Raw genomic sequence first — 16,943 nt, forward strand, 5'->3', positions numbered from 1 at the left:
GGAGTCGTATGCCGGACGGAAGTGGCGGGGCGGTTCGGGGTCTGCATGAGGCGCCGCTGAGCAGCGCTTTCCGGCAGGCTTGGCTGAAGTGGTCCCAGGAATGGCAGGACCTGCCCAAGGACAACGACAGTGCGGCATTGGTCAGCCGGGTGGTGGAGTTTTCCGGACGCAGTGCCCAACGCCTGTGGCGGACCGCCTTCGCCACGGTCGGGGATTCCGCCACCGAGCAGGTCAAGGCGCTGGTCTACGCGTTCGTCGCGCTGGTGGATGAAACCCTGTTGTTCACGCCCTGGCCGGGGCAACTCGCCTGGCAACAGCATCCGCTGGAGTCGCGCATGTATTCCAGCCGCCAAGCCGGCGAACGGCTGCCAGCGGCCATCAAGAAACTGCTGGACGAGCAGATGCCCGGTACTCGGGATCTGGCGAATGTCTATCTGCAATGCCTGATCCTCGGTTTCCAGGGGCGCCTGCGGGGCGAGCCGGGTCAGCTCCAGCATGAAAAATGGCGCGTGGCGTTGTTCACATTTGCCTGGCAGCACGACCCGGACTTCGAGGATGTCAGTCAGCGCCTGGCGATGTCCGCGGCGGCGCCACCGATACGCATGCCGGCGCAGACCTCGCTGCCGGACGGCTTTCGCCTGGGCTTGGCGATCCTGGCGATGGTCCTTCTGCTGACGGGGTTGGGGCAGGTGTTCTGGCGTGACATCCGCTCGGAACTCGAGCCGGTGTTGCAACTGAACGAGTCGATGGTCCAGGAGCAGGATTCATGAACCCCCTGAGCATCTTCGCCCTGGTGCTGTTGGCCATCGTCCTGGTGGTGCTGATAGCAGCGCTGGTCTGGTGGTTGCGGACCCAGGGGGGCGCCGCCATTCGCAGTTTCTATGGGGCGGTTCGCCACATGGAGCAGGAACAGGGCACCCGCGACCGCTACCAGATGCCCTGGTTGATGATGCTCGGCCACGAAGCCGAAAGCGCTCAGTTATGCAGCCAATGGCGCTTGCAGCCGACAGACAAGGCAGCATGGTTCGGGCGCTGGTGGTCGGACGCCGAAGGCGCGGTGCTGGTGGTACCTCAGGCGCTGTTCCTGCCCGGCGAAGGCATGAATCGGCAACGGGGCAACTGGTGGCGCTTGCTGGGTTTGATTCTGCGCTTGCGCAGCCGGCGGCCGTTGGATGCGGTGATCTGGACCGTGCCGTTCGACAAACTCGACGATATCGAGCGCGCCACCGAGTTGAGCCTCAAGGTCCGCCGTTGTTTTATCGATTTGTTGCAGCGTTTCGGTCTCAGCTTGCCGGTGTACGTGATCATCACCGGGATGGAGCAACTGCCCGGTTTCCAGGAACTGGTCAGCGCGCTGCCCGCTCAGGCCCGTGAGTCGACGTTGGGCTGGTCGTCGCCGTACGCGCCCGAGGCGGCCTGGCAATCGCAGTGGAGTGATCAGGCGCTGGATCTGGTCAACGCGGCGTTGTCGCAGTCGATCATCGAGATTGGTGCACTGTCGGGGCAGTTAAGCGGCGACCTGTATGGTTTGCCGGAGCGTTTCGAAGGGCTGCGACGGGCCTTGCAGGTTTTGCTGGAGCCGGTATTCCAGGGCAACGCCCAGGGCGAGGCACCGCGCTTTCGCGGCTTGTACTTCACCGCGAGCCAGGCGCCTGCTGTCAACGGGGACGGTTTTCCAGCGGACGACAAGGTGTTGCGGCAAACGGTATTCGCCCGGCAACTGTGGACGCGCCGACTGGTGGCCGAGCGTGGGCTGGCTCAGCCCGTGCCGCGCCTGTTGCGCCTGCGCCAGCGTTGGCATCGCCTGGCCGGCGCTACCGCGCTGGTGGTCGGGCTGATCTGGCTGGGAGGCATGCTCTGGGTCTGGCACGATTCGGTGGAAGAGGCCGAGGGCCTGTCGCAGTTGATCCTGCGCGCCCACAAGAATCATCTGGTGGTCGATCCTGACCAACCGCAGCTGGAGCCGACCCGCTACAACGTGCAGAACTATTGGAGCGTGTTGGAACAGGCCCCGCGCTGGCGCTTCGTCTCGGTGATGTTTCCCACTTCGTGGTTTTCCTCGGTGGACACACAGTTGGAGGAGGGGCTGCGCCAGACTGCCCGGCATCATTGGATCCTGCCCCTGCGCGACCTGCTGGTATCGGATCTGGAACAACTCAAGGCCATCCGCAACACCGAACGCCGCGGCAACGTGGAAAGCGAAGACCCGGCCCAGTGGCAAAGCTACGTGAAGGCCAGGGACCTGGTGGAGCGGGCGGTGCGCCTCGAACAGCAGAACCAGCTGTTCAGCCAGGCGGTCGGCAATCCCAAGGCGCCGCTGGATGAACTGGTGCTCCTGAGCAACAACGCCTTGTCGCTGAATCTCAATGCCGGCACCTTGAGCCGCGCACGGTTTTATAACCGAGTGCTGTTCGACGCACAGAACACCGACCTCAAAGGGCTGGACCTGAACGCTGCGCGACCGCTGGTTTCCGACAATTTCACCGGTTTGATGCAGCGCTGGCTCGATCATTATTTCCTTGCCGACAATTTCGTGCGCCAGGCCGGTTACCTCAAGTTGCACCTGCAAAGGCTGGAGGCCGGCGGTGGCAATTCGTTGGGGGAGCTGGAAGACCTGATGGCGCTGGTCGATGACCTGCAAAGCCTGGTCAGCCTGACCAATGCGGCCTGGGGCCGGGGCAAGGGCCAGGATCTGGTGCCCGGTTACACCCAGTTGATGGACAAGGTCAGCCACAGCACCCTGCTGGGGCCGGAACTCGAACAGGACCTGGAAAGCCGGGCGGCGAAATTGCAGCAGAGTTTTCGCGACCAGTGGATCGTGCAGAGCGGGTCCCGAGACAATCTGCTGGTCCAGCAAGGCAGTGGCTTGCTGGTGTTACAAGAGCATGTCACCGCCCTCGACGATGCGGTGAAGGCCCTGTTCAAGCGCGATTTCGTAGCCCTGGCCCTGCAAAAGGCACCGTCGGTTAATGTGCCCGATACCTTGGGTCAGGCCGATGGCAGCGATGACTTCAGTGTTGCCCTGAATTACTTCGCCAGCTACAGGAGCTACGCCAATGAAGAGCTGCCACGCATTCCGCCGGCTTACCGCGATGCGCTGATGCAGGCTGCAGAAAGCGCCGCGGCACAGGCCATGTGGCTAAGCCTGGATGAAAGCGATGAGCAACTGCCGGGCATGGGCTTCAATGTGCAGACGTCCCAGGCCGTAGCGCTGCAAAAGGCTTTCATGGACGTGCATCGCAGTGATCTGGCGACGCGTTTCCAGCGTTTGCTCAATCGTCGCGCAATGGCCCAGATCAACAGCGGCCTCAGCGAAATCGATGCCCAGCCGTTGTTCAGCCAACGAGCCGACATCCAGCGCTGGGACGGCTCGAAGAACTTCGGTTTGCAACTGTACGGTGCCGCCGATCCACAGGGCTTGAAGCTGAGTCTGAACCAGCAGTTCGATGCCATGCTGCAAATCGCCGAGCAGCGCATGCCGGCGCTGGAGTGGTTGATTGTCCAGCAAGACAACCTGTCGGCCCTGGAGCACGATCAGGTGTCGCGGTTCATGGCGATCAACGACGAGTTGCTCAAGTACAAGAATCAGAATCCGGCCAGTTCGGCTGCGCAATTGACGCAATTGGTGAGCCGGGACTTCAACGAAATGGACACGACGTCCTGTGCGCAGATTCTGCAGACCTCCAATCTGTCAGGCGGACGCGGCGACCTGGCGCAGCGCGCCGTCACGTTGCAGCAGACGGCCTTGCAACGTTGCCTGTACCTGCAACAGCATCAGGCGGCGACCGCCTGGAACGACCTGGCCAGTTATTTCAACCAGTACCTGGCCGGTCGTTTTCCGTTTTCCCAGGACGTGCGGGCCAGTGACGCAGATCCGGCACGGGTTCAGCGGCTGCTGGAGTTGATCGATACACGCTTGCCACTGGCCCAGGCCGGGCTCGCGTTGAGTCAGACGCCGGAACGGTTGGCGGCCGAGGATTTTCTCAATCGCTTGAAGCAGGCGGGTGCCTGGCTGGGGCCGTTGTTCGTGCGGGACAAGAGCGGCCTTCTTGGCGTGGAGATGGATGTACGCTGGCGCACCGACCGCGATGAGGAGCGCGGTGCCGACCAGGTCATCGCCTGGGCAATCGACGCCGGCAACCAGCAGATCAGTTATCCAGGCGAAGCCGGGCAGAATTTGCGCTGGATGATCGGGCAACCCGTGCGGCTGACCCTGCGCTGGGCCCGCAACGGTTACCAGCGACCGGCCAATGACCCCTTGCAGCCCAATCTGGTGGTGCGCGACCTGGAGGCTGGTTGGGAATACCAGGGCCCGTGGTCGTTGCTACGCCTGATGCGTTCGCTGGTGTCGGTGCAGCACCAACCGAACGTTGACTACACCGACTTTCCGCTGACGTTGCAACTTCCGGTCACGGGCCAGATTGCAGCCCAGACCCCGGCCCTGGCACAGATCCAGGCCCGCACGACGCAGCAAACCCTGATGTTCCTGCGTCTGTCGCTGATGAGCCAGGGTTCGAAGCTGCCCCTGTCGATCCCGCCGCTGCCGACCCAGGCGCCCCGTTCACCTTTCATGGCGACCTCGTCGAGCCCCGCCATCGCGACCCGTGAGGAGGGCCTGTGAGCGTACCGATATCCCCGTTGCCCGAGCTGGTCACTGCGTTGCTCGAGCCGATCAGCGCCCAATCGCCCTGCGGACTGGATCTGCGCTATGAACCGGAATACGACCAGTTGCGCGAATTGCGCAGGGAGGACGACACCAGTCTGCCAACGGGGGTGTGGCAGGCGTCGGTCAAGCGAGCCCAGTGGCCGGAGCTGGAACGGCTCGCCACCACGCTGCTGCTCGAACGCAGCAAGGACCTGATGATCAGCGCCTGGCTGGGGGAAGCCTGGCTGCACTTGAGTGGGCTGGAAGGCTTGCCGGGTAGCCTGGCGCTGGTGGTGGGCCTGTGCGAGCGCTACCCCGAGCACCTGCATCCCCAGGCCGACGAGGGCGACCAGTCATGGCGTGTGATCCCGTTGGAATGGTTGGCGCGTCGCTACACCGAAGTGCTGCTGACGCGGGTGGCTTTGTTCGATGGCCGCGATCCGTCCTTCGACAGTTTTTGCCTGAATGACTGGCAGCGTTTGCAGCGTCAGCAGGTCCAGGCCAACGACAGCAAAAACGCCAAGGCGTCGGCGGAAACCGCACGCAACGATCAAAAGAAACTCACCGAGCTGATCCGCAACACGCCGTTGTCGTTCTGGCTGCATCGTCAGGGCAGTCTGATGCTGAGCTTGCAACATCTGCACCGGCTCGACACCTGGAGCGACGCTTACCTGGGCTCGCTGGCGCCCGGCTACAAAGCCTTGCAAGACGTCATACAGGCCCTGCTGGCATTGGTAGAGGAGTTCATCGCGATGCATCCACAGCAACCCACCGTCGCGCCTGTGGCCGTGCCTTCCGTGGCTGCGCCGCAGGAGCCCCAGGGGCCCGTCGCATCGTCCCCGGTGTTTCAGGAACCGGCCAGTCGTGAGGAAGCCTATCGACAGTTGTTGGTCATCGCCGGGTATCTGGCGCGCACCGAACCTCATAGCCCGGTGCCCTATCTCATACGGCGCGGCGTGGAATGGGGCAACAAGCCGCTGAGCGAGCTGCTGGGAGAGTTGATCAACGCCGATGCCGAATCCCGTCGAGTATGGACCTTGCTGGGCGTGCTTTAACGTTGTGGAACAGGTAACGGCACCGGCGTGAGCACTGGCTTGCCGGAAAAGAAGGCATTCAGGTTCTGGCCCACCAGCTCTACCGTGCCACGGGTCGCTTCCGGCGAAAGGCCGGCGACATGGGGCGTCAGGACCACGTTGGGCAGGTTCTTCAACGCGTCGGGCACTTCGGGCTCGTGGTCGAAGACGTCCAGGGCTGCGCCAGCGATGCGCCGATGTTCCAGGGCGCTGATCAGTTCAGCGGTCGAGACGACACTGGCCCGGGCGATGTTCACCAGAAAACCATTGGGCCCCAAGGCGTCGAGCGCCTGCTTGTTGATCAACTGCCGGGTATCGAGACCACCGGGTGTGGCGATGATCAGGAAATCCGAAACCCGGGCCAGTTCCGTGGGCGTGGCGCAGTAGGTATAGGGCACATCGTTGCGCACCCGGCGGCTGTGGTAGCTCACGTTCATGTCAAAGCCCAGGGCCCCCCGTTTGGCAATCGCCATGCCTACCGCGCCAAGCCCCAGCACTCCCAGTCGCTTGCCGGCCAGGGAGGGGCGCATGACCTTCGCCCATTCGCCCCGGCGCACGCAGGCGTCGGCGCGAGGGATATCGCGCACCAGCGCCAACAGCAGCGCCATGGCATGGTCGGCCACCGACGACGCGTTGACCCCGGCACCATTGGTTACCACGATGCCGCGGTCCCGGGCGGCCTGCAGGTCCACCTGCTCGTAGCCGGCGCCGATCACGCAAATGATTTGCAGGTTGGGCAGCGCGCCGATCTCATCGGCCGTCAGACCCAGGGGACCGCGGGTCAGCACCGCATTGAACCGCTCGCCATGCTCGAAAATCGCCGCCTTGCGTTCGGCGGGAGTGGGCGCCAGCTCCAGGTGATAACCCTGGCGCTCGAGAATCGGCAGGTAATCATTGACGGTTTCAACCAGTACCAGGACGGTTGCGGTCATGCTGGGCTCCTGAATAAGCTATGGGAGCGAGCCTGCTCGCGATAGCAGTGTGTCAGTCAACATCGATGCCGGCTGATCCACCGCTATCGCGAGCAGGCTCGCTCCCACAGGGTGCGTGGATTCTGTTTCTGAGTGTAGGAGCTGGGGCAAAGCGGCGATACCTCGCTCCCTGGCATTTTTTTGCCGTTTACAACCACTCCTCAGCTAAGTCTTTGCTTCTGCTCGCTAATCCCGGACAATCGCGGCCCTGTTTCGGTCAGGGCGCTGCCTGTCGGGCTTTTCCGACTCGTCCTGGCCGGGTGCACGTGACCGGAAAGCGGAGATCCGACCGGATGAATGATCAGGCCAATAGCGTCGAAGAGCGCTTTGAAGCGACAGCCCCAGCCACTCTCAGTCAATGGAGTCGCCACGACACCACCTGGATGCTGGGCCTGTTTGGCACCGCCATCGGTGCAGGCACTCTTTTCCTACCCATCAATGCTGGCCTGGGCGGTTTCTGGCCGTTGCTGATCCTGGCACTGCTGGCGTTTCCCATGACGTTCTACGCGCACCGGGGCCTGACCCGTTTCGTGTTGTCCGGTCGAGACGGTGCGGACATTACCGAGGTGGTGGAAGAACACTTCGGCATCAAGGCCGGCGCGTTGATCACGTTGTTGTACTTCTTTGCCATCTTCCCGATCCTGCTGATCTACAGCGTGGCGCTGACCAACACGGTGGGCAGCTTTCTGGAGCACCAGCTGCATATGCAGCCGCCGCCTCGGGCCGTGCTGTCGCTGGTATTGATTCTGGGGCTGCTGGCGGTGGTACGGTGTGGCGAACAGGTGATCGTCAAGGCCATGAGCCTGATGGTCTATCCGTTTATCGTGGCGTTGCTGTTCCTGGCGGTGTTCCTGATCCCGCACTGGAATGGTGGGATTCTGATCACCGCGTCCACGGTGCCGGAGCCTTCGGCGTTGCTGCATACCCTGTGGCTGGCGATTCCGGTGATGGTGTTCTCGTTCAACCATTCCCCGATCATTTCGGCGTTTGCGGTAGATCAGAAACGTCGCTACGGCGCCAATGCCGAGGAACGCAGCTCGCAGATCCTGTCCCGCGCTCATGTGCTGATGGTGGTGATGGTGCTGTTCTTCGTGTTCAGTTGCGTGCTGACCTTGTCGCCGGCGCAACTGGTTGAAGCCAAGGCACAGAATCTGTCGATCCTGTCGTACCTGGCGAACCATTTCAGCAACCCGACCATTGCCTTTGCCGCGCCGTTGATCGCGTTCGTGGCGATTTCCAAATCCTTCCTTGGCCACTACATCGGCGCCAGCGAAGGTCTCAAGGGCCTGATCGTCAAGAGCGGTCGTCGTCCGGCGCCCAAAACCCTGGACCGCCTCACCGCAGCGTTCATGCTGGTGGTGTGCTGGGTCGTCGCCACGCTCAACCCGAGCATCCTGGGCATGATCGAAACCCTCGGCGGCCCGGTCATCGCCGCCATCCTGTTCCTGATGCCGATGTACGCCATCCGCAAAATCCCGGCCATGGCCCGCTACCGCGGCCAGGCGTCCAATGTGTTTGTGGTGATGGTGGGGTTGGTGGCGATTACGGCGTTGGTTTACTCCCTCCTGGCCTGACCGGGATCTGGGTGTATCTGGGCCTGCTGCTCGCCACAATCCCCCTGTGGGAGCGGGCTTGCTCGCGAAAGCGGTGGATCAGTTGGCATCGATTTTGGGTGTGCAGCCGTCTTCGCGAGCAAGCCCGCTCCCACAGGGGTTCTCGGGTGTTCTCCGGTTGGGTGTACACCACAAACCTCCTGCTCGCGATAGCGGTGCTACGGCTTGCAACCAAATCGCGAGCATAAAAAAACGCCGCCCCTCGCAGGAGGGGCGGCGTTTTTAGTCGGGCGTCGAAATCTTAGGCTTGGACGACCGGGATGTTGGCGTTTGCAGCCGCTTCACGGAACTCGGCGATCTGGTCGAAGCTCAGGTAGCGGTACACGTCCGCTGCCATGCTGTCGATCTTGCCGGCGTATTCCATGTACTCCTCGACGGTCGGCAGGCGACCCAGGATGGACGCGACGGATGCCAGCTCGGCCGAGGCCAGGTAGACGTTCGCGCCGTCACCCAGACGGTTCGGGAAGTTACGGGTCGAGGTGGAAACCACGGTGGAGTTTGGCTCCACGCGTGCCTGGTTACCCATGCACAGCGAGCAGCCTGGCATTTCCATCCGTGCACCGGCCTTGCCGTAGATGCCGTAGTAGCCTTCTTCGGTCAGCTGGTGAGCGTCCATCTTGGTCGGCGGCGACAGCCACAGACGAGTTGGCAGTTGGCCCTTGACCTGATCCAGCAGCTTACCGGCGGCGCGGAAGTGACCGATGTTGGTCATGCACGAACCGATGAACACTTCGTCGATCTTCTCGCCAGCAACGCTGGAGAGCAGGCGAGCGTCGTCCGGGTCGTTCGGCGCGCAGAGCACAGGCTCCTTGACGTCGGCCAGGTCGATCTCGATGACTTCGGCGTACTCGGCGTCCTTGTCGGCTTCCAGCAGCTCAGGGTTGGCCAGCCAGGCTTCCATCGCCTGGGCACGACGCTCCAGGGTGCGGGCATCGCCGTAGCCTTCGCCGATCATCCAGCGCAGCAGGGTGATGTTCGATTGCAGGTACTCGGCAATCGATTCCTTGGACAGCTTGATGGTGCAACCGGCCGCCGAACGTTCGGCCGAGGCGTCGGACAGTTCGAACGCTTGCTCGACGGTCAGGGTCTCCAGGCCTTCGATTTCCAGGATGCGGCCGGAGAAGGCGTTCTTCTTGCCTTTCTTCTCGACAGTCAGCAGACCTTTCTGGATGGCGTAGTAAGGGATGGCATGAACCAGGTCACGCAGGGTGACGCCTGGTTGCAGCTTGCCCTTGAAACGCACCAGGATCGACTCTGGCATGTCCAGCGGCATGACGCCGGTGGCGGCAGCGAAGGCTACCAGGCCGGAACCGGCCGGGAACGAGATGCCGATCGGGAAACGGGTGTGGGAGTCGCCACCGGTGCCGACGGTGTCAGGCAGCAGCATGCGGTTCAGCCAGCTGTGGATGATGCCGTCGCCTGGACGCAGGGACACACCGCCACGGGTCATGATGAAGTCAGGCAGGGTGTGGTGGGTGGTCACGTCGATCGGCTTCGGATACGCCGCGGTGTGGCAGAAGGACTGCATCACCAGATCAGCGGAGAAGCCCAGGCACGCCAGGTCCTTGAGTTCATCACGGGTCATCGGACCGGTGGTGTCCTGGGAGCCGACGGTGGTCATCTTCGGTTCGCAGTAGGTGCCAGGGCGCACGCCCTTCACGCCGCAGGCCTTGCCGACCATTTTCTGCGCCAGGGTGTAGCCCTTGGTGCTTTCGGCCGGAGCTTCAGGCTTCTTGAACAGGTCCGATGGCGGCAGGCCGAGTTCGGCGCGGGCCTTCTCGGTCAGGCCACGGCCAATGATCAGCGGGATACGGCCGCCGGCGCGGACTTCGTCCAGCAGGACCGGGGTCTTCATTTCGAAGGTGGTCAGGACTTCATCGGTGCCGTGCTTGCAGACCTTGCCGGCATGCGGGTACAGGTCGATCACGTCGCCCATGTTCATGTTCGACACGTCGAACTCGATCGGCAGGGCGCCGGCATCTTCCATGGTGTTGTAGAAGATCGGAGCGATCTTGCTGCCGAAGCAGAAGCCGCCGGCACGCTTGTTCGGCACGTACGGAATGTCGTCGCCGAAGAACCACAGGACCGAGTTGGTCGCCGATTTACGCGACGAACCGGTACCGACCACGTCACCGACGTAGGCGATCGGGAAACCCTGGCCGCGCATTTCTTCGATCTGCTTCATCGGGCCGGTCTTGCCTTGTTCGTCAGGCACGATGCCGTCGCGAGCCATTTTCAGCATGGCCAGGGCGTGCAGCGGGATGTCCGGGCGGGACCAGGCGTCCGGGGCAGGGGACAGGTCGTCGGTGTTGGTTTCGCCAGGGACCTTGAAAACGCGCAGGCTGATCTTGTCGGCCAGCACCGGGCGCTTCTTGAACCACTCGCCGTCGGCCCAGGATTGCAGCACGGCCTGGGCATGGACGTTGCCGTTCCTGGCTTTTTCAGCGACGTCGTGGAAGGCGTCGAACATCAGCAGGGTGTGCTTGAGTTCCTGGGCAGCTACCGGCGCCAGCTCGGCGTCGTCCAGCAGTTCCACCAGGGTCACGATGTTGTAGCCGCCCTGCATGGTGCCGAGCAGTTCCACGGCACGCTTCTTGTCCAGCAGAGGCGATTGGGCCTGGCCCTTGGCCAGGGCGGAGAGGAAACCGGCCTTGACGTAGGCGGCTTCGTCGACTCCAGGCGGAACGCGATTGGTGATCAGGTCAACGAGGAAAGCTTCTTCGCCAGCCGGGGGATTCTTCAGCAGCTCGACCAGGCCTGCGGTTTGTTCGGCGTTAAGCGGCTGGGGAACGATACCCAGTGCTGCGCGCTCTTCGATATGTTTGCGGTAGGCTTCAAGCACAGTATTACCCTCATCAGTGGTCCCAAATGGGTGTCCGGGACGCTCATCCAGGAGCCCGCGGTACGCATGCGCGTCGGAGGCTTTTTGAGCCACCATGCCAGCGTTGCCGGGGTTCCTCACAGAAGCTGCTTTCAAAGTTTTACGCCTGCAGAACGGGGAGCTGATGAGGGTTGGCGTTGGGCTTTCCCCGCTGGAAAGACCCTTCGCCAACACCGTTCTGAAGGAACGACTGTGCTCGTGACGCTTTGAAAACAGCTTCTAACGGACATTTGGCGCCTTAAAAGGCTGGCTGATTCTACGGGAAAAAAAAATTAAAGGTAAGTTGGCTCCTGAAGTTTGAGCGGGGTTTGAGGGGTGATCAATCTTAGACAAAGGGCTAACATGCCGGCCTGTCCTGCTTTTGCGTGCCTTGTTTCTTATGCCCAACCAGCTTATCAAGACCCCTTGCGTCGGCCTTTGCTCCACTGTCTACGGTGACCTGGTATGCCGTGGCTGCAAGCGGTTCCACCATGAAGTGATCCACTGGAACGGTTATAACGAGGACGAGAAACGGGCGGTGTGGCTGCGGCTGGAAAAGCTGCTGGTGCAGGTGATGGTCGCCAAGCTGGAAGTCTTCGACCCCGAACTGCTGCGCCAGCAACTGGTGAGTCGGCAGATCCGTTTCGTGCCCCAGCAGTCGGAATACTGCTGGGCCTACCAGTTGATCGCCCGGGGGGCGCGGGTCATCAATAATCTGGAAGCCTATGGCATGGTGCTGCTGCCGGAGTTTCGCGATTGGGAGCTGCCTGACTTGCGCGATGCCATCGATCGGGAGTTTTTCCTGCTGTCCGAAGCGCATTACCAGCGCTACATCGCGCCGGGGTTCCTCAAGGATGCGATGGGCGGGTGATGCTGCGATCGAGGACCTGCTGCAACCCCTGTGGCGAGGGGATTTATCCCCGCTGGGCTGCGTAGCAGACCCGAGGCCTTGTATCTCGGTGCGCCAGGCTATCACTTCAATCATAAGGCCTGCTTCGCAGTCCAACGGGGATAAATCCCCTCGCCACGACAGCGGTTTTTATTCCTTGACTGCCAATTCCACCAGATGGTCCTCGACCTCCTGAGGCTTGAGCACCAGCACATCGCTTTCCAGCGTATCGAGCACCGCTTCGGCGGTGTTGCCGATCAGAACCCCCGACAAGCCCGAACGCGCCACGGTGCCGATTACTGTCACGGCCGCCTGGAGTTTGCGCGCCATATACGGAATCAGCACATCCGCCGGCCCTTCCTCGATATGCAGGTGTTGGTCGTCGATGTCGAATTCGGCCTGGAAGGCGCGGCATTGCTCGCGGTAGCGGGCTTCGATGGTTTCCTTGAGCTGGAACGTCGGGTCGGCGGACGATAGCATCGGGGTGGGGTGGGCGCTGATGACGTGAAGGTGCGCCTTGGCCAGGAGGGCAATGTCATAACCATGATCGATGATGGTGTTGTGCAGGTGCCGGTGTTCCCCGTCGGCATTGCCCACGTCGACGGCGGCCAGAATCACCTTGTCTTTCCAGGATCCCGCAGTTTTCACCAGCAGCACCGGGGTCGGGCAATGGCGCAACAGCTTCCAGTCCGCCGGGGTGAGCAGGGCTTTTTTCAGCGGGCTGTCGGCAAAGTGTTGCTTGATGACCAGGCCACAACCTTCGGCCTGCTGCACATCGATGATGGTTTCGTGGAGGCTTTCGTTCCAGGCCTGTTCCGTGGTGACACTGTACCCATCCGCCACCAGGCCGGCCTTGAGTACGCTGAGCATGCCGCCATGGTCGTGTTTTTTGTCGCAGACCAGCAGATGCAGATGAGCCTGGGTCACCCCGGCGATCAGCTTGGCTCGCTTGAGCGCCAGACTTTCCGAGTGTTCGGGTTCGATGACCACCAGAATACTGCGAATGGCTTGCATGATCGGCGTCTCCAGCGATAAATGGCAGGGTGTTGCTCAACTATAGTTGCTGGCGGTGAGTCGTCGACTTGACGCATATCAACGACGGTGGCTGGTGGTCTGGGGGCAGGCCGGTATAATCGGCGCCCTTCGCTCGACTACCTTTGCCCGTGAGCCCCATGATCCTTCCCGAAATCCACGAATTCCTCGGCTGCCGTACCCCGGATGCCTGGGTCCAGGCCGCGCTGGCCGATCAGGACACCTTGCTGATCGATCACAAGAACTGTGAATTCAAGGCCGCCAGCACCGCCTTGAGCCTGATCGCCAAGTACCATTCCCACGTCGACCTGATCAACCTGATGTCGCGCCTGGCCCGGGAAGAACTGGTGCACCATGAGCAGGTCATGCGCCTGATGAAAAAGCGCAAGGTTGGCTTGCGCCAGCTCTCCGCCGGGCGTTACGCCTCGGGGCTGCGCAAGGTCGTGCGTAGCCACGAGCCGGTCAAGTTGGTGGATACGCTGGTGGTCGGCGCTTTCATCGAAGCCCGCAGTTGCGAGCGTTTCGAGGCGCTGGTGCCGCACCTGGACGAGGAATTGGGCAAGTTCTACTTCGGCCTGCTGAAAAGCGAAGCCCGACACTTCCAAGGGTATCTGAAACTGGCCTACCAGTATGGCGACGCCGATGACATCGCACGGGTGATCGACAAGGTTCGTGAGGCCGAGCGCGAGCTGATCGAATCGCCGGATGTGGAGTTTCGTTTCCACAGTGGCGTGCCCGCGCTGTAGCGGTGCGTCCACCGTGGGAGCCGAGCTTGCTCGCGATAGCGGTGTACCTGTCCAAGCGAGGCTGGATGTGCCGCCGTCATCGCGGGCAAGCCCGGCTCCCACAGAATTCCTGGACGCCTGGGATTCAGTGGTCACCCTGGATATGCAATCTCAACCGGCCAAGCCCAGCCGTTCATGCCACTGGGCGATGGACTCCCGCGGATAGACGTCGAACCGCTGGTCGTGCGGGTGCGCGTCGACCTCGACCCAGGATGCCTTGGACCCGAGCATCAGGTGAGTGTGCTCCGGCGGCACCGGCAGCGGCGTGTCGATGGCCGAGGCGAAAGGGTGAATCAGTTCCGGCCATTCGGGGCTGAACAGCCAGAGTCCCGAACCGCAAAGGGAGCAGAAATGCCGTTCGGCGCTGCTGCGGTGGGCGCGTTTGTCACCTGCGTCCTTGAGCCGTGCGTGATAGACCGAGATGTGCTTGCGACCCCGTACCTTGAGCGTGCGGGCATCGCCGCCCAGGTTGATCGCATAACCGCCACCGCCCTGGGTCTTGCGACAGATCGAGCAGTAGCAGCGTTGGTAAGGATAGGGATGAGCGCTGTCCAGACTGAATGACACCGCGCCGCAGTGACAGGAGCCTTCGAGGTGCATGGGGATCTCCACGGAGAATGAATGACCCTGGATAGCGTAGACGTTCAGCGTTTGCGGTCAGTGGGGTAACAGGCGACAGTGCTGGCCCCTTCGCGAGCAAGCTCGGCTCCCACAGAGCGGCTGGGCACCCGCCACAAATACCACGCCGCGACGGTCCGATGGGGGCTCCACGCCAGGCCAATCTCGATCATCTGCTTGCGGCTGGGCTGTTTTTCCAGCCGCTTGAGGCGACGATATCCTTCGCGAACGCCAAAATCGTCGACCGGCAGGATATCCGGCCGTTCCAGGCTGTAGATCAACAGCATCTCCACGGTCCAACGGCCGACGCCGCGCAGGGTGACCAGGCGCTCGATCAGGGCTTCATCGTCCATGGCCAGGGCCGTCGGGTAATCCGGCACCACGCCGTCCAGGGCCGCTTGGGCGATGCCGTGGATCGTCGTGATCTTGCTGGCCGAGAATCCGCAGGCACGCAGCTGTTCGAAGTCCGTCGCCAGGATCTGTTCGGGCGTGGGAAAGTCCTGTGCGGGGAACAGGGCCAACAACCGGCCAAAAATCGCATCGCCTGCCTTGGCATGCAATTGTTGGTAGGCAATGGCCCGGACCAGGGCTTCATAAGGCTCGCGGGTCGGCTTGGGTTGCAACAGGCAGGGGCCGACCGTTTCGACGTGGCGTCGCCAGTCCTCGTCGAGGTTCGCCAGGAAAGCGCTGGCATCGCGGTATGGCACGGGCATCGGGGGATTCGTCTCGCCAGATCCGTCAAAACGCCAGGGGCAGCGAAACCTGCACCGCGGCTTTTTCCAGCCGCAGCAGAAAGGCTTTGCGCGGCTGTCCGCCACCATAGCCGGTCAACGAACCATCCGCACCGATCACCCGATGGCAGGGAATAACGATTGCCAGTCGATTCTGTCCATTGGCCAGGCCGACGGCGCGGCTGGCGCCGGGGCTGCCGAGCATCGCCGCGACGGCGCCGTAGCTGCGGGTTTCGCCGTAGGGGATCTTTTGCAGTTCGGCCCAGACACGGATGGCGAATGCACTGCCCGGCATATGCAGCGGGACTTTGAATGCAGTGAGGCTACCCGCGAAATAGTCCGCCAGTTCGGTTTCGATTTGCTGCAGATGCGCGTTATGCCCCGGTGCAACGGTGTAGCCATAGCGTTGTTGCAACTCTTCGATCTCTCGGGTCAGGGCCGGACGATCCAGGAACTCCAGCAGCACCAGGCCGCGCCGCTCGGCCATCGCCAACATGGGCCCCAGCGGCGTGGTCAGGCGTGTAAAGAGCAAGGGTTCGCTGAGGGCGGCCCGGCCCGGGGTGATATGGAAGGACTTCACGAAGGCATCGCGGAACCCGCTCAGGGATTCATAGCCTGAATCGAATGCCGCGCTGTCGATGGACGAACCTTCCTTGATCCCTCCCAGGGCGATGCCCAGGCGTCGGGTACGCAGATACGCATGAAAGGTCATGCCGAAATGCTGCTTGAACCAGCGCCGCAGCTTCAGCGGCTCGATGCCTTGCTCCAGCAACAAGGCGTCGGTCCAGCGCAGGTCGGGTTCGGCGTCTACGGCCTTGAGCAGCGCCTGGATCCAATCCGGCGCGATAGCGGCGGCGTCCAGGGGCTTGCAGCGCAGGCAGGCGCGGTAGCCGGCCGACATGGCTTCGTCGGCATGGGCGAAGAACTCGACGTTCTCCGGCTTCGGCTTGCGTGCCGTGCAAGCGGGGCGACAGAAAATGCCGGTGGTCTTGACCGCAGTGAAGAACACGCCTTCGTAGGCGGTGTCTCGTTCGAGCATGGCGCGGACCATCTCGGCATGGGGCGGGAGTCGCGAGTCTTGTCTGTTCATGGGTTGAGCATAAAGACGAGTCCGGGAGGTCTCCACCGAAAAATCGACAGTGAATTTTGTGAGTCGTTTATCGGATTGCCGCGAACAAAAATTGAACCTTCGAGTCTTAGAGGTTCAACCGTTGTTTTTGTCTTTCGGAGACATCATGTCCAAACATAAGAAATCCTTTATCGCCGTTGCGGTCTGTGCCCTGATGCTCGGTGCTTCTGCCTTGCTGCCGGCCGACCTGTCTCCAATTGGCGCAAGTTACGCCGCAGGTGGCGGTAACGGTGGTGGCGGCGGTGGTGGTAATGGAGGCGGCAACGGAGGCGGCAATGGCGGCGGTCATGGTGGTGGCAATGGCCATGGCAGTGGCAAGTCCGGCGACTCCAGCGGTCATGGTCTGGGCTTGAGCAGCGATCATTCCGGCACCCGTACTCGCGACCACGGCTTGAGCGGCAAGCACACCGGCACCACGCGCACCGACCGTACCAGTGAGACTCATGCTTCCGTGACGTCGAGCATCGCCAAGGACCGTGATACCCGTGGGTTGACCAAGGCGTCGGCGATTTCCGCCACAACGCCCGGTACTCACAACACCAAGGGCCTGACCAACGCGACCAGCTCGTCGATCAAGAACGACCGCTGATTGCCACT

The 16,943-nt window shown here is 62.2% G+C and carries 13 protein-coding genes; 7 read left to right on the forward strand and 6 right to left on the reverse strand.

From position 1 onward, the window contains the following. Nucleotides 1-8: 8 nt before the first annotated feature. From EGM97_RS15295 to tssA, 3 genes are read left to right on the forward strand one after another with little or no spacing between them, the layout of a single operon-like run. Nucleotides 9-770: a DotU family type IV/VI secretion system protein gene (locus EGM97_RS15295; RefSeq protein WP_238962146.1), complete on the forward strand. Its 762-nt coding sequence runs from the start codon at nucleotides 9-11 to the stop codon at nucleotides 768-770. After that, nucleotides 767-4,621, forward strand: coding sequence for a type VI secretion system protein (locus EGM97_RS15300; protein ID WP_238962145.1), 3,855 nt, complete (start codon nucleotides 767-769; stop codon nucleotides 4,619-4,621). The genes EGM97_RS15295 and EGM97_RS15300 overlap by 4 nt, the downstream gene beginning before the upstream one ends. After that, complete coding sequence (gene tssA, locus EGM97_RS15305; protein ID WP_238962144.1) at nucleotides 4,618-5,700, forward strand: type VI secretion system protein TssA; 1,083 nt, start codon at nucleotides 4,618-4,620, stop codon at nucleotides 5,698-5,700. The genes EGM97_RS15300 and tssA overlap by 4 nt, the downstream gene beginning before the upstream one ends. Here the strand turns inward: tssA and EGM97_RS15310 are convergent. Then, nucleotides 5,697-6,650 (reverse strand): 2-hydroxyacid dehydrogenase, encoded by a 954-nt coding sequence (locus tag EGM97_RS15310; protein ID WP_238962143.1) that lies wholly within the window; start codon nucleotides 6,648-6,650, stop codon nucleotides 5,697-5,699. The two genes, tssA and EGM97_RS15310, sit on opposite strands and share 4 nt — an antisense overlap. Nucleotides 6,651-6,982: 332 nt before the next feature. On the opposite strand from EGM97_RS15310, the gene EGM97_RS15315 reads away from it, so the two are divergent. Continuing rightward, complete coding sequence (locus EGM97_RS15315) at nucleotides 6,983-8,263, forward strand: serine/threonine transporter (protein WP_238962142.1); 1,281 nt, start codon at nucleotides 6,983-6,985, stop codon at nucleotides 8,261-8,263. Between the two features lie 280 nt (nucleotides 8,264-8,543). Here EGM97_RS15315 and acnB read toward each other — a convergent pair whose 3' ends face one another. Further along, nucleotides 8,544-11,144 (reverse strand): bifunctional aconitate hydratase 2/2-methylisocitrate dehydratase, encoded by a 2,601-nt coding sequence (acnB, locus tag EGM97_RS15320; protein WP_238962141.1) that lies wholly within the window; start codon nucleotides 11,142-11,144, stop codon nucleotides 8,544-8,546. A 418-nt stretch (nucleotides 11,145-11,562) separates the two neighbouring features. On the opposite strand from acnB, the gene EGM97_RS15325 reads away from it, so the two are divergent. After that, a complete protein-coding gene (locus EGM97_RS15325; protein WP_238962140.1) occupies nucleotides 11,563-12,033 on the forward strand; it encodes a DUF1289 domain-containing protein in 471 nt (156 codons plus the stop codon). Between the two features lie 168 nt (nucleotides 12,034-12,201). On the opposite strand, the gene EGM97_RS15330 is transcribed toward EGM97_RS15325, so the two are convergent. Further along, nucleotides 12,202-13,065, reverse strand: coding sequence for a universal stress protein (locus tag EGM97_RS15330; RefSeq protein WP_238962139.1), 864 nt, complete (start codon nucleotides 13,063-13,065; stop codon nucleotides 12,202-12,204). A gap of 158 nt (nucleotides 13,066-13,223) precedes the next feature. On the opposite strand from EGM97_RS15330, the gene EGM97_RS15335 reads away from it, so the two are divergent. Next, nucleotides 13,224-13,829 (forward strand): MiaE family protein, encoded by a 606-nt coding sequence (locus EGM97_RS15335; RefSeq protein ID WP_238962138.1) that lies wholly within the window; start codon nucleotides 13,224-13,226, stop codon nucleotides 13,827-13,829. Nucleotides 13,830-13,979: 150 nt separating this feature from the next. Here the strand turns inward: EGM97_RS15335 and EGM97_RS15340 are convergent, their stop codons facing one another. Genes EGM97_RS15340 through EGM97_RS15350 form a run of 3 tightly spaced genes read right to left on the reverse strand, consistent with a single transcriptional unit; the run spans nucleotide 13,980 to nucleotide 16,307 of the window. Beyond that, the gene (locus tag EGM97_RS15340) at nucleotides 13,980-14,468 is read right to left on the reverse strand and encodes a GFA family protein (protein WP_238962137.1); all 489 of its coding nucleotides are present in this window, start codon (nucleotides 14,466-14,468) and stop codon (nucleotides 13,980-13,982) included. 44 nt (nucleotides 14,469-14,512) lie between these two features. After that, nucleotides 14,513-15,199 (reverse strand): DNA-3-methyladenine glycosylase family protein, encoded by a 687-nt coding sequence (locus tag EGM97_RS15345; protein ID WP_238962136.1) that lies wholly within the window; start codon nucleotides 15,197-15,199, stop codon nucleotides 14,513-14,515. Between the two features lie 25 nt (nucleotides 15,200-15,224). Next, the gene (locus EGM97_RS15350) at nucleotides 15,225-16,307 is read right to left on the reverse strand and encodes a bifunctional transcriptional activator/DNA repair enzyme AdaA (RefSeq protein ID WP_238962135.1); all 1,083 of its coding nucleotides are present in this window, start codon (nucleotides 16,305-16,307) and stop codon (nucleotides 15,225-15,227) included. Nucleotides 16,308-16,452: 145 nt separating this feature from the next. Between EGM97_RS15350 and EGM97_RS15355 the strand changes: the two genes are divergently transcribed. Then, nucleotides 16,453-16,935, forward strand: coding sequence for a hypothetical protein (locus tag EGM97_RS15355; RefSeq protein WP_238962134.1), 483 nt, complete (start codon nucleotides 16,453-16,455; stop codon nucleotides 16,933-16,935). Nucleotides 16,936-16,943: the final 8 nt, after the last annotated feature.

The organism is Pseudomonas sp. AF32, assembly GCF_022342325.2.
Lineage (GTDB): Bacteria > Pseudomonadota > Gammaproteobacteria > Pseudomonadales > Pseudomonadaceae > Aquipseudomonas > Aquipseudomonas uvaldensis.

Excerpts from the sequence above, each read along its gene's own strand:
- EGM97_RS15345 (WP_238962136.1), bottom strand. The coding sequence starts at position 15,199 with ATGCCCGTGCCATACCGCGATGCCAGCGCTTTCCTGGCGAACCTCGAC.
- EGM97_RS15325 (WP_238962140.1), top strand. The coding sequence starts at position 11,563 with ATGCCCAACCAGCTTATCAAGACCCCTTGCGTCGGCCTTTGCTCCACT.
- EGM97_RS15350 (WP_238962135.1), bottom strand. The coding sequence starts at position 16,307 with ATGAACAGACAAGACTCGCGACTCCCGCCCCATGCCGAGATGGTCCGC.
- EGM97_RS15295 (WP_238962146.1), top strand. The coding sequence starts at position 9 with ATGCCGGACGGAAGTGGCGGGGCGGTTCGGGGTCTGCATGAGGCGCCG.
- EGM97_RS15310 (WP_238962143.1), bottom strand. The coding sequence starts at position 6,650 with ATGACCGCAACCGTCCTGGTACTGGTTGAAACCGTCAATGATTACCTG.
- EGM97_RS15330 (WP_238962139.1), bottom strand. The coding sequence starts at position 13,065 with ATGCAAGCCATTCGCAGTATTCTGGTGGTCATCGAACCCGAACACTCG.
- EGM97_RS15315 (WP_238962142.1), top strand. The coding sequence starts at position 6,983 with ATGAATGATCAGGCCAATAGCGTCGAAGAGCGCTTTGAAGCGACAGCC.
- EGM97_RS15335 (WP_238962138.1), top strand. The coding sequence starts at position 13,224 with ATGATCCTTCCCGAAATCCACGAATTCCTCGGCTGCCGTACCCCGGAT.
- EGM97_RS15340 (WP_238962137.1), bottom strand. The coding sequence starts at position 14,468 with ATGCACCTCGAAGGCTCCTGTCACTGCGGCGCGGTGTCATTCAGTCTG.
- EGM97_RS15300 (WP_238962145.1), top strand. The coding sequence starts at position 767 with ATGAACCCCCTGAGCATCTTCGCCCTGGTGCTGTTGGCCATCGTCCTG.
- EGM97_RS15355 (WP_238962134.1), top strand. The coding sequence starts at position 16,453 with ATGTCCAAACATAAGAAATCCTTTATCGCCGTTGCGGTCTGTGCCCTG.